This window comes from Nocardia glycosmidis (genome assembly GCF_052545115.1).
The window spans coordinates 109,087-121,536 of the sequence record NZ_JBQWRH010000007.1 but is presented as its reverse complement, the minus strand read 5'-3'; the positions used below and the strand labels follow the sequence as shown (position 1 = coordinate 121,536).

Below are 12,450 nucleotides of genomic sequence, written 5' to 3'. Positions count from 1 at the left end.
CCGTCAGTTTCCTTCCGTCGCGGTGCCGGGCCCGTAGGTGTCGGCCGCGGTGACGAACAGTTCCGCGGCCCGCTTGGTGCGCACCGTCACGACCGCGCCGCGGTAGCGCGCCAGCGCGGGGAGGACCAGCAGTCCCTCCTCGACTGTCCGGACCAGGCGCAGCCGCTCCAGCAGCGCCACCACTTCCGTGGTGAGCCGGGGGACATCGGCCTGCCACTGCGCCGCGAAGGTGCTGCCGTAGCGGTCGGTGAGCGCCTGCATCGTCTCCTGCAGCCATGCCGGCTGGATCAGCGGATAGGTGCTCGACCCCGGCATGTCCTGCTGTCGCGGCTCGACGTCCGGCGAGACGGACTCGTCCGCAGGCGAATCCGGCGAGCGCTGCTGCGCCAGCAGGGTGAACATGGTGGATTCGGGGATGGCCGCGTCCAGTTGCGCGGCGAGCGCCTCGCCCGGGTCCGGGGCGCCGCCGCGGTGCGGCAGCGGGTTGTCGATGTCCAGAACGCGGTCGGCGATCTCGCCCGCCAGCAGTAGAGCGACCTGGGCGAGGGTGCCGGTCCCGGGAAAGCGCGTGTCCGAGAGCCGTCCAGAGGTGTCGATCAGCGCGACACCTTCGGCTCGGCGCTCCGCACGCAGGCCGGTGAGCAATTCGACATCCGCGACGATCCGGCCCTGTGCGAGCACGGCGCGTTCTTCAAGCGAGAGATCGTCGGTGTAGACCACCGGTCGTTCCAGCAGGGCCCTGCGGACGCGGCGCGCGATCGCGGCCTGCGCGGAAACGCCGGTGGCGGGGGCCTCTTCGGCGAACAACCCGCGCACGCTGTGTAACTGCTGCAGCGCCCGTGGCGGCCGGAACAATGCGAAGACCACCGGTCGGTCGATGTCGTAGAGCGCCTCGCCGGCCTCCGGATCGCTGGCCCAACCGCCCGCGTCGCCGTCGGCCAGCGTGATCGCACCGCGCGCGGTCAACCAGCCGACCGCGTCCACGAACGCGTCGCGATCGCCGCTACGGTCCGTGGACAGCTCGAGGCCGTCCATCCGGCCCGCGTAGGCGGCGACCTGATCGGCCAGCTCGGACAGCGTGATCTGATCACCCGCGCGCCCCAGCGCGGCCAGCGCCAAAGCGAGATAGGCGTAGCGGCGGCGGTCGAACACGCGCTCGGCAGGTGTGCGCGCGGGTTTGCCCGCATCGAGACGGTCCAGTATCGGGAATACCCGAGCCGTGGTCTCGGTCACTTCCAGCCGGTAGCCGAACAATTCGGCGAGATCCTCGCGGAGTTCGGTGGCCCAGCGGCGGACCAGGGGCAGCGCGATGCGATCCGGATAGGTGCGGGTCACCAGATGCTCGGCCAGGATGACACGGGCGGCGCGCTGATAGTTGTCCAGTGCAAGCGTGTCGATGGTGCGTCCGCGCATCAGCCACGCTCCTCGGGGATGCGCGACCGCGTCTTGGTCGTCTGCTCGACCTTCAGGGCCCGGTTGTTCAAGTGCAGCAGTCCGCGCGTGGTCCGCACCACGGTCGAGCCCTCGTGCGCCGACACCGTCAGCGTGACGCCGCTGTCCGAACCCGTGCTACCCCCGGCCCGGCCGCGCACCGGAACCCAGGCGGTGGACGCGGCGTCCAGCAAACGCAGCAGCACTTCGGTTTCCCGTTCGTCCAGGACCCGCTCGTGTACGTCGGCCGAGGCCAGCGCTCGGGCGGCCGCTGCGCGAGACCGTTGCGCGTCCAACTGGGCTTCGCGCAACCGCCGGACGCTCGCGTCGTTGCGCTGGATACGGGCGGGCGCGCCCGCCGACGGTGGGCGCCCGGTCTCGGCGAGCGTGCGGGAAATCTCCAATGGCGGGGCGTCCCACCACGATCGAGTCGCCGCGATCATGTCCGCGTCTGGATGCTCCAGCGCCAGATGCCGCGGCTTGCCGAGTCCGAATACCGCGTCGAAGAGCGCGTGGGCGCTGTCCACGCTCGGCGCCGCGGTGAACCAGGCGGCCAGATGCCGCAGCGCCGATTCCCGGCTCACCCCGCCGCGCCGCGTCTCGGTGACCCGCCGCAGCAGCGAGAGCACCGCGGCGATGGCGCTCATGGTGGCCTCGCGCAACCGTTCGGCTTCCGTCGTCCCCGCCGGCTCACCGCTGCCGGGTGCGACGAACCAGATCCGCAGTCCGTCCCACCTGGCCTGCCAATCCGACCGGCGTTCAGCGATGCTCAGCAGCACCCGCTCGTCACAGCGTGTCGCGCGGGCGATCAGCTCCGGGACGCCGGTCTCTTCGATCTCGGCGATCGCCGCCGCCAGCCGCGGAGTGAATCGGGCCAAGTCGAGGCTGAATTCCCGCATGTGCGCCAGCAGCGCGTCTTTGTGCGCGAGAAACGATTCCGGAGTGATCTCCGTAGTGCGGACCAGATCGCCGAGTCCGAGATAGAAGTGGGCGGCACGGGCAGCCAGGTCCGACAGCGCGGCGTCGAGGCGGCGCAAGGTGCGGTAGACGCGCTCGGCGTCGGCTGCCCGGTTCGCCTCGGCCAGCGTGTGCAGATCGGCCAGCAGCTCCGGCAGCACCAGACGCGACAGCGAGGCCTCGTCGAGGCGGGCGCTGAGCACTCCCGCGACCGCCCGGTATGCCTGAAATCCGGCCTGGGAGAACTGGTATACGTAGTGCCGATTGCGGTACTCGGCCAGTGTCGCGGCGCGAGTTCCGTCGTAACTGCGCTCCAGGACACCCCATTGGTGGAGCTGGTCGAGCAGCGGGCCGATCTCGGCGGCGCTCAGGCGCCGCGTGGTCGCCTGGCGATCGGCTGCTGGGGAGCGGTCCGGCGCAGCGGCTCCCGGTTTCTGCGCGGGGTGCGGATCGGCTCGGTGATGTCGCCGCCGCGCGTCGCGATCGACAGGCCCCGAGTTCGCGACCGGTTGGTTTGTCTCGCTCGGATCGGGAGCGCGCAGCGCGCTTCCATTGCGCTGGATCCACTCCGCGACGTCGTCCGCGTGCAGCAATACCACGTACGCCGCACGCGCGCGGTCGAAAGCACGCAGCACCCAAAGGTAGTCGGCGCGCCGCTCGGCGGTGGCGAAGGAGAATAACCGCAGCCGCTCGTCCCAGCGGGCGTCCGCGCAGCCGTCATCGGAGTCGGTCACCGGGAACAGGGTAATAGCGGACCGGTCGCCGCCCGCACGACGATCCGGTGTTCGGCGTGGCAGGTACCTCGGCGCGGCCGTCCGGCCCGCCACCGTTCGCGGAGACTGCGGCGTACCTCGGCTCACTCGACGGATAGCGAGCGCAGCTGGTCCAGATAGGCTCGGGTGCGCGGATCTCCGGGATAGCGCTCGATGATCTCGCGTGCTACTTCGCCCGCGATCCACATCAGCGACGGCAGTGAACGGCGCCGACCCGCGAATGCGAGCATCCCCTCGGCTACCGCTAGTTCGAGGTCCCCGTCGCGGACCGCGATCGCGGCCAGCGTCAGGTGCGCCTCGGCGATCCGCATCGGATTGCGCACCGTGCCGTCCGGCCGGGTCGCGTTTCGGATCACTTCGCGAGCGTAGGATTCGGCGAGCCGATCCTCGCCCGCCACCCGGCAGCAGTCCATCGCATAGAAGTCGAATTTGTGTGCGTCGATGACGAAATGGTTGTCCAGATTCGCCGGATGGTCGAGTCGCTCCAGGATTGCCCGCCCCTCTGCGAGGGCAGCATCGACCTCGCGTGGGTTGCCCAGCCTGGCCCAGGCTTTGGCACGCTGGGCGGCCAGTTGCACGCCGACGCAGCGGTCCGGACTCATTGCGAGCGCCGGCTGTACCGTGTCGATCACGCCGCGGTAATTGCCCTGGGTGAGCCCGAACCACGCGGCCATTTCCGCTGCCCACGCGGTGATCTCGGCATTCTCGGCCTCCTGCCCCAGCGAGCAGGCGGCGCGCCGGGTGGCTTCGGCGGTGGTTCGCCGGCCCAGGTCGTAGTCGACGCAACCGACCAGCAACGCGACCCATCCGGCAAGGAGGAGGATTTCGCGGTGCTGGGCCAGTGTCAGGCGACCGTCGAGCAACGAGGTGATCCTGCGCAGCCACGCGGTACCTTCGGTGTGCAGCTCGTGCGGGTCGGCGTAGGAGTACTCGCAGCACAGACGCTCGACGGTGATCCGGATGGCCTCCAGCGTCACCGAGGACACGTCGGATATGCGGAGTCTGCCGAGGAACTCGAGCGTGTCCATGCCCGTCGCGGAGAGCAATTCGTCGTCCCGATTCGGTCTGGCCTTGGGAAAGAACGCCGCGGTCACCGTGTCGAAGGTGGCGGCGATGATGGGGGCGTAGAAGTCGTCCGGGCGCGATTCGCCCGATTCCCAACGGCGCCAGTTGCGTAGGAGGGTGCTGTCCGTCGGCAGGTTGTGTGATGATTTCCCGCGCATCACCCGAACCGCATCGGCTTGAGACCACCCCCTCGCGTCGCGTTCGGAACGCATCCGGACAGCCCAGACGGGTCGATCGTCAGTAGCGGTCACGCCTGTAGTATCGCACCAGTTAACGTTTGGTGGCCCCAATAGGGCAGACAGATGTCATCGGGTTGACAGCTTTGTTCCGGTTGCCGCACGGCGCATGCTCGATGTCGACGCGGGAAGTTTGCCAAGCATCTTCACCAGAGCACCTGCAAGGACATCTGCTCTTGCACGAAGCGCAGTAACCCCGTAAGACGGGTGGATCCACTTCAGCGAACAGCGATCCCAATCCAACGGAGGTTCGGGTGGAAGCGTTGATCTATGGATACTTGCGTGACGATCTGGCCGATGGCCACAGCAAAGAGTTGGAGGCGGCGATGAGCAGCCTCGCTCGCGAAGAAGGCCTCTGCTTCGCCGCAGCCTTCCATGAATCGACCGGTGGTGACGGGACGGCCTTGGCCGAGCTCATCGCGGAACTCAAGCGCGCCGACGCCCACCATGTGGTGGTTCCCTCACTCGATCACTTTGCCGGCCAGACCATTCCGCGCGACATCCTGATCGCGAAGCTGGCTCAGGAGGCGGCGGCGCGGGTCTGGACTGTGCAGAGCTGATCGGCTCGACCGGATTGCCCGAAATTTCCTGGATCCCCATCGCCGCAGCATCGCTACCATCGTGGCGGCGGCAACGCCGGCCGCGAGAGACGCGAGCAGCGCCACGAGACGGTACTCGCCGAACATCGGATACAGCTGCCAGTGCAGCAGATAGGTGAACAGCGAGCTATCGGCGAGCACGGCAGCGCAGACAGCGACGATGGCGGGAACCCGGATCGCAACCAGCCAGATCAACGCGAGCAGGCCCGCCATGACCAGCCTTTCCCGATCCGGAACGCCGAAGTATCCGGGCACCGTGACCAGTACGACGACACTGACGATTGCCCGCTGCCAGGCCGAATTCGCCTTTGCCGCCGCCCAGCCGAGCGCGAACAGCCATACCGCCAGCGGTGAGAACGGAATGTCCTTCGCCGGATACAGACCGAACGACTGGTATCGGAACACGAGGCTCACCGCGACGAGCGTCATCGCGAACCAGAACGGGTCGGCTCGGTGCAGGCGGTCCACCGGCGGGATCCGGATCAGCAGTGCGGCAGCGAGCATGAAATAGACGAGCACCTCGAGAAACCACAGGTGCCCGGCGGTCGCGCTGTCGCGGGGACCGAGAATCTTGTTCAGCAGCAGCACGTTCTGCCAGCCGTAGTAGTCACTGCACACCAGGGTCAGCGATACCCATGCCGCGGTCGGGAGCGCGATCGACGCCACACTGCGCAGCGTGTGGCGCAGCCGCTGGGCGCGCGGTGCCGCGGTCACCATGAAACGGGCGAAGTTGAATCCGGCGACGCCGAGCAGCACATGCGCCGCACCCCACTGCACGAACACGCCTGCGTGCGACGAGACGATCAGCACGATCCCGACGGCGCGCAGCAGCGTTGCGGTGTCGAGCGCCCGACCGAAGTGCCCGCGGCTCGCCGGAATCCTTTCCAGGTCGGCCACGGTGGTGCTCGGCCAGTCGATGGGCAGGCGCCCGAGTGTGCGCTCCAGTCGTGCCGCGGTGGTCACGTACGTCAGCGAGTCGCCCCCGAGATCCACGAACGTGCTGTCCGAATGGATCCGCGCGGGGTCGACGCCGAGGGTTGCCGCGTACAGGGCGCGCACGTCGCGTACCGGTGCGGCGGGTTCGGACAATCGCCGGATGGCCGGATAGTCCGGTTTGCCGCTGGGTAACCGAGGAATCCGCTCGACCGGGATGATGCGGACCACCGCGGCGGGCAACCCGGCCAGTCGGGCGGTGATCTCGGTCGGATCCGACCGAGGGGTCTCGACCGCGACGATCAGGTGCGTGTCGTCGTCGGTGCAGCACGAGGTGAATCCGGCTTGTGCCAGACCGCGTTCGAGGCGCTCCAGATCGATGCGAAGGCCGAAGATCTTGGCGAATCTGCTGCGCCTGCCGACGAGCTGATACAGGCCCTCCGGCGTGCGGCGGGCCAGGTCACCGGTACGCAGCGCGCCGATTGTGCGGCCGAGGGCGAGTTCCTCGGCGGATCGCGCATAGCCCATCATCACGTTGGCGCCGTGATAGACGAGCTCATGTGGTCCATCCGCGCCTTGCGCGTCCTCCGGGACCGGCTCGAGGGTGAATTCGCCGCCGGGGATCGGGATTCCGATGCAGTCGGGATGCGCGGTCGCCAGATGGGCGGGCAGATAGGCCATCCTGGCGGTCGCCTCGGTCTGGCCGTACATGACGACGAAATCCCAGCCCGATCGCCGGCCGAGCGCGGCGTACTCGCGTACCCGATCCGGCGCGAGCCTGCCGCCCGCCTGGGTGACATATCGCAGGTGCGGCAGCGTCATCCGGGGGAAACCGATGCGGTCGAGTAGGTCGATGGTGTACGGAACGGCAGCGAAAGACGTTGCCCGGCAGTGTCGGAACACCTGCCAGAACTCGGCGTCCAATACCGACCGGTCGCTCAGTAGCAAGCTCGCACCGCGTAACAGATGGCTGTGCACCACCGAGAGCCCATAGCAGTAGAACATCGGCAGCGTGGTCGCGGCACAGTCGTCCGGGCCGATCGCCAAGTACTGCGCGATGGCCTCGGCGTTGGCCCGCAGGTTCGTCGCCGAGAGCCGGACCAACTTCGGCGACCCGGTGGAGCCCGACGTGCTCAGCAGCAAGGCGAGATCCGGGTGCAGGCGATGCGCCGAGGTCTCGCGGACCACGTGAGCATGGCCTGACTCGATGACGACGTCCGGATCGTAGGTGGCCCGCAACTGCGCGGTGATCGCTTCGGTCAACAGCACCACGCATCCGGCGCTGAGGGCGCCGAGGTACGCCACGAGCGAGGCGAGGTCGTTGCGCGGCGCCAGTGCGACCAAGCGGCGGCCCGGCCCGAGCTCGGTCGCGTAGTCCTCGACGAGCGCGGCGAGCTGGGCATAGGTGACCGGCGCCGTGGGTGCGGGCGGCGCTTCGGTCGCGTGGTCGGGCCGCGCACCCTGGTCGGCGCAGTGGACGGCGATCCGGTCGTCGAAGCTGCGCAGATGCGCGACGATCGGGAGCATGGTCACCGGCGAGAGTGTAGGAGGCGGCCGTTTCCCGGCCTGAAGGTGCCCCCCTGGCGAACTTCCGGTGAATCGTTACGCGGCCGCGTGCTCCGTAGCCGCGCGCCGAGTTCAGAGTCCGAAGCTGCCCGGACCCCGCCTACGCAGGTACTTTTCGAACTCCGCCGCGATGGCGTCGCCATCGATCTTGGCCATCGCATCGGCCGCGGCGTCGCCGCGCTCTTCCAGCGACCGCACGTACTCGCTGATCTCGTCGTCGCCGACGGTCATCTCGTTCACCGCGATTTCCCAGTCCTCGGCCTGTTTGGGCAGCTCGCCCAGCGGGACCTCGATGTCGAGCACGTCCTCGACTCGGTGCAGCAGCGCGATGGTCGCCTTCGGGTTCGGCGGCTGGGAGACATAGTGCGGAACGGCGGCCCAGAACGACACCGCGGGCACGCCCGCCTTCACACACTGGTCCTGCAGCACACCGGTGATCCCGGTCGGACCTTCGTAGCGGCTCTGTTCCAGGTTGAACCGCTCGGCAGCCTCCTTGCTGTAGGCCGATCCGGTCACCGGCACCGGCCTGGTGTGCGGGGTATCGGCGAGCAGCGCACCCAGGATGACGACGGTCTGCACGCCGAGCTGTTCGATGAACTCCAGCAGATCGCCGCAGAAGCTACGCCAGCGCATATTCGGTTCGATGCCGCGCAGCAGCACCACGTCGCGGTCGCTGCCCGGCGGCGAGCAGACCGACAACGTCGTCGACGGCCATTGGATTTCCCTGGTCACGCCGTCCACCTGGCGTACCGTCGGCCGATTGACCTGATAGTCGTAGTAGTCCTCGGAGTCGAGTTCGGCCAACGGTTCGGCGTCCCAGATCAGTTCCAGATGCTCGACGGCGCCGCTGGCCGCATCCCCGGCGTCGTTCCAGCCCTCGAAGGCGGCGACCAGTACTGGATCCCGCAACGTCGGCAGTTCCGGATCGGGAGTTTCACTGGCGTCCACTCGGTCAGCCTACGGCGTGCGTCGACCTGGTGTGCCGTATGCCCGTCGGATCGGCTGTCGGGTTTCCCGCAGCTGCCGTCGACCGGGCGGCATAACGCGGCACGGGCAGGCGATGACGTGCCGCGCGGTGCATCGGGTTCGGTGCGGCGTGACCGGGGAAAAGTCCGCCCGTGGCCGGGACGGTGCAGCGCGGGATACAGAGCTTCGACGCGGTGGCTCGGATAATCGGCTCGCCCATTACCCTGGAGCGCATGCCTGCGCCCATGCCCGCTGAGTTCGATACCACGCTACTCGAGACGCTGCGTCGCCGAGTCGTCATCGGCGACGGCGCGATGGGCACGATGCTGCAGGCCGCCGATCTGCCCCTGGACGATTTCCGAGGGTTGGAAGGCTGCAACGAGATCCTCAACGAAACCAGGCCGGACGTGCTGCGCACGATCCATCGCGCGTATCTCGAAGCGGGCGCCGATGCGATCGAGACCAACACCTTCGGCTGCAATCTACCCAACCTCGCCGACTACGGCATCGCCGACCGGATCCGTGACCTGTCCGAGCGCGGTACCCGGCTGGCCCGCGAGGTCGCCGACGAGACGGGCCCCTCCTCCGACGGCACGCCGCGGTATGTGCTCGGTGCGATGGGTCCCGGCACCAAGTTGCCGACCCTGGGTCATGCCGCGTTCGCCGTGCTGCGCGACGCCTACACCGAGGCCGCGCTCGGCATGCTCGACGGCGGCGCCGACGCCATCCTCATCGAGACCTGCCAGGACCTGCTGCAGGCGAAGGCGGCGGTGACCGGCAGCAAGCGGGCGATGGCGAAGCTCGGCCGCCGGATCCCGATCATCACGCATGTCACGGTGGAGACCACCGGCACCATGCTGGTCGGCAGCGAGATCGGTGCCGCGCTCGCGGCGCTCGAGCCGCTCGGCATCGACCTGATCGGCCTGAACTGCGCCACCGGTCCGGCTGAGATGAGTGAGCACCTGCGGCATCTGTCCCGGTATGCGCAGGTGCCGGTCTCGGTGATGCCGAACGCCGGACTGCCGGTGCTCGGCGCCGACGGCGCGGTGTACCCGCTCACCCCCGAAGAGTTGGCGGTCGCGCTGCGGGGGTTCGTCACAGAGTTCGGGCTCGCCCTGGTCGGTGGCTGCTGCGGCACCACCCCGGAGCACATCCGCCAGGTCACCGAGGCGGTGCGCGAGGTCGAGCCGACGCTGCCGCCGATCGCCGAGCGCCGCGCTCCGGTGCTGGAGCCGAGCTTGTCCAGCATGTACACCGCGGTGCCATTCGAGCAGGACGCCTCGATCCTGATGATCGGCGAGCGGACGAATGCCAACGGCTCCAAGGCGTTCCGGGACGCCATGCTGGCCAGGGACTGGCAGAAGTGCCTGGACATCGCCAAGGACCAGACCCGCGACGGTGCGCACATGCTCGACCTCTGCGTCGACTATGTGGGCCGCGACGGCGCCCAGGACATGGCGGAGCTGGCCAGCCGGCTGGCCACCGCCTCGACACTGCCGATCATGCTCGACTCCACCGAAAGTCCGGTCCTGCGAACCGGGCTGGAACACCTCGGCGGGCGCTGCGCGGTGAATTCGGTGAACTACGAGGATGGTGACGGCCCCGATTCGCGCTTCCAGCAGACCATGCGGCTGGTCGCCGAGCACGGCGCCGCGGTGGTCGCGCTGACCATCGACGAGGAAGGCCAAGCGCGCACCGCGGCCAAGAAGGTGCAGGTCGCCGAGCGCCTGATCGCCGACATCACCGGCAATTGGGGTTTGTCGGAGAGCGACATCATCATCGACACGCTCACCTTCACCCTCGGCACCGGACAGGAGGAGTCGCGCCGCGACGGCCTGGAGACCATCGAGTCCATCCGCGAACTCAAGCGCCGCCACCCACGGGTACAGACCACACTGGGTCTGTCCAATATCTCCTTCGGGCTCAACCCGGCGGCCCGGCAGGTGCTCAACTCGGTGTTCATGCACGAGTGCGTCGAGGCCGGTTTGGATTCCGCGATCGTGCACGCCTCCAAGATCCTGCCGATGAGCCGGATCCCGGACGAACAACGTCAGACGGCGCTGGACCTGGTGTACGACCGCCGCGCCGAGGGCTACGACCCGCTGCAGAAGCTGATGGCGCTGTTCGAAGGCGTGTCCACCTCGTCATCGAAAGCGTCGCGGGCCGAGGAGTTGGCCGCGCTGCCCTTGTTCGAGCGGCTGGAGCGGCGCATCGTCGACGGCGAGCGGGCCGCGTTGGAGGCCGATCTGGACGCGGCCATGACCGAGGTGCCGCCCCTGCAGATCATCAACGAGACCCTGCTGGCGGGTATGAAGACGGTCGGCGAGCTGTTCGGGTCCGGTCAGATGCAGCTGCCGTTCGTGCTGCAGTCCGCCGAAGTGATGAAGGCCGCCGTCGCGTATCTGGAACCGCACATGGAGTCCACCGACGACAGCGGCAAGGGACGCATCGTGCTGGCCACCGTCAAGGGCGACGTGCACGATATCGGCAAGAACCTGGTCGACATCATCCTGTCCAACAACGGCTACGAGGTGGTCAACCTCGGCATCAAGCAGCCGATCGCCACCATTCTCGACGCGGCGGTGGACAAGAAGGCGGACGTCATCGGCATGTCCGGCCTGCTGGTGAAGTCGACCGTGGTGATGAAGGAAAACCTCCAGGAGCTCAACGCGAAGGGCATGGCCGGCCAATTTCCCGTGCTGCTCGGCGGTGCCGCGCTCACCCGCTCGTACGTGGAGAACGACCTCACCGAGGTGTATGAGGGCGACGTGCATTACGCCCGCGACGCGTTCGAGGGGCTGCGGTTGATGGACGACATCATGACACGCAAGCGCGGCGGCGGGCCCGGCCCGGACAGCCCGCAGGCCATCGCCGAGCGGGAGAACGCCGCCGAGCGCAAGGCGCGTCATGAGCGGTCCAAGCGGATCGCCGCGGAACGCAGGGCGGCCGAGGTGCCCGTTGTGGTGCCCGAACGCTCCGACGTCGCGGCGGGCCTGCCGGTGCCGGTGCCGCCGTTCTGGGGCACGCGCGTGGTGAAAGGCCTCGCGCTGCACGAGTACTCGGGCCTGATCGACGAGCGGGCGCTGTTCCTCGGACAGTGGGGTCTGCGCGGCCAGCGCGGCGGCGACGGACCGAGCTACGAGGAACTGGTGGAGAGTGAGGGCAGGCCGCGGCTGCGCGCCTGGCTGGACCGGCTGAGCACCGAGGGCGTGTTGCAACACGCCGCGGTGGTGTACGGCTATTTCCCCGCGGTGTCCGAGGGCGACGAGGTTGTCGTCCTCACCGAACCGGATCCTGATGCGCCGCAGCGTTATCGGTTCGCCTTCCCGCGTCAGCAGCGCGACCGATTCCTGTGCATCGCCGACTTCATCCGATCGCGGGCCGAGGCCGAGCAAACCGGCCAGGTGGACGTGCTGCCGTTCCAGCTGGTCACCATGGGACAACCGATCGCCGACTTCGCCAACGAGCTGTTCGCGAAAGACAGCTACCGCGATTATCTCGAGGTGCACGGCATCGGCGTCCAACTCACCGAGGCACTGGCCGAGTACTGGCACCGCCGCATCCGCGAGGAACTCGTCCTCGAAGGTCGTGCGATCGCCGAGTCCGATCCGGCCGACGTGCTGGAGTACTTCAAACTCGGCTACCGCGGCGCCCGCTACTCCTTCGGCTACGGCGCCTGCCCCGACCTGGAAGACCGCGCCAAACTGGTCGATTTGCTCGAGGCCGACCGCATAGGTGTCGTGCTGTCGGAAGAGTTGCAATTGCATCCGGAGCAATCCACCGATGCCTTTGTCCTGCTGCACCCGGAGGCGAAGTACTTCAACGCCTGAGCGGTTCGTCGAACCTCGCCTGCTGCATGCTTTCGAAAGATGAGCGGGATCGGCTACGCGGCGGGCGCTTGCGGGCGCCGACTGGTACGCGCGG

The 12,450-nt window shown here is 68.2% G+C and carries 7 protein-coding genes; 2 read left to right on the top strand and 5 right to left on the bottom strand.

Annotated features, from left to right (window positions below; translation table 11 throughout):
- Window positions 1–3 precede the first annotated feature (3 nt).
- From ACT86A_RS11210 to ACT86A_RS11200, 3 genes are all read right to left on the bottom strand, one after another.
- Window positions 4–1,413 (bottom strand): TIGR02678 family protein, encoded by a 1,410-nt coding sequence (locus tag ACT86A_RS11210; RefSeq protein WP_445091993.1) that lies wholly within the window; start codon window positions 1,411–1,413, stop codon window positions 4–6.
- Window positions 1,413–3,122: a TIGR02677 family protein gene (locus ACT86A_RS11205; protein WP_445091992.1), complete on the bottom strand. Its 1,710-nt coding sequence runs from the start codon at window positions 3,120–3,122 to the stop codon at window positions 1,413–1,415. Before ACT86A_RS11205 ends, ACT86A_RS11210 begins: the two co-directional genes overlap by 1 nt.
- A 122-nt stretch (window positions 3,123–3,244) precedes the next feature.
- Complete coding sequence (locus ACT86A_RS11200; RefSeq protein WP_445091991.1) at window positions 3,245–4,384, bottom strand: XRE family transcriptional regulator; 1,140 nt, start codon at window positions 4,382–4,384, stop codon at window positions 3,245–3,247.
- Window positions 4,385–4,716: 332 nt separating this feature from the next.
- Between ACT86A_RS11200 and ACT86A_RS11195 the strand changes: the two genes are divergently transcribed.
- The gene (locus ACT86A_RS11195) at window positions 4,717–5,022 is read left to right on the top strand and encodes a hypothetical protein (RefSeq protein WP_445091990.1); all 306 of its coding nucleotides are present in this window, start codon (window positions 4,717–4,719) and stop codon (window positions 5,020–5,022) included.
- Here ACT86A_RS11195 and ACT86A_RS11190 read toward each other — a convergent pair.
- Both ACT86A_RS11190 and ACT86A_RS11185 read right to left on the bottom strand, forming a co-directional pair.
- Window positions 4,924–7,521 carry an AMP-binding protein gene (locus ACT86A_RS11190; RefSeq protein ID WP_445092138.1) on the bottom strand — a complete coding sequence of 866 codons (2,598 nt, stop codon included), beginning with the start codon at window positions 7,519–7,521 and terminating at the stop codon, window positions 4,924–4,926. The genes ACT86A_RS11195 and ACT86A_RS11190 overlap by 99 nt on opposite strands.
- 111 nt (window positions 7,522–7,632) lie before the next feature.
- On the bottom strand, window positions 7,633–8,508 hold the full coding sequence (locus tag ACT86A_RS11185) for a PAC2 family protein (RefSeq protein ID WP_445091989.1): 876 nt from the start codon (window positions 8,506–8,508) through the stop codon (window positions 7,633–7,635).
- Between the two features lie 251 nt (window positions 8,509–8,759).
- Here ACT86A_RS11185 and metH point away from each other — a divergent pair, with 251 nt between their 5' ends.
- Window positions 8,760–12,356 carry a methionine synthase gene (metH, locus tag ACT86A_RS11180; protein WP_445092137.1) on the top strand — a complete coding sequence of 1,199 codons (3,597 nt, stop codon included), beginning with the start codon at window positions 8,760–8,762 and terminating at the stop codon, window positions 12,354–12,356.
- Window positions 12,357–12,450: the final 94 nt, after the last annotated feature.

Excerpts from the sequence above, each read along its gene's own strand:
- ACT86A_RS11210 (WP_445091993.1), bottom strand. The coding sequence starts at position 1,413 with ATGCGCGGACGCACCATCGACACGCTTGCACTGGACAACTATCAGCGC.
- ACT86A_RS11200 (WP_445091991.1), bottom strand. The coding sequence starts at position 4,384 with ATGCGCGGGAAATCATCACACAACCTGCCGACGGACAGCACCCTCCTA.
- ACT86A_RS11190 (WP_445092138.1), bottom strand. The coding sequence starts at position 7,521 with ATGCTCCCGATCGTCGCGCATCTGCGCAGCTTCGACGACCGGATCGCC.
- metH (WP_445092137.1), top strand. The coding sequence starts at position 8,760 with ATGCCTGCGCCCATGCCCGCTGAGTTCGATACCACGCTACTCGAGACG.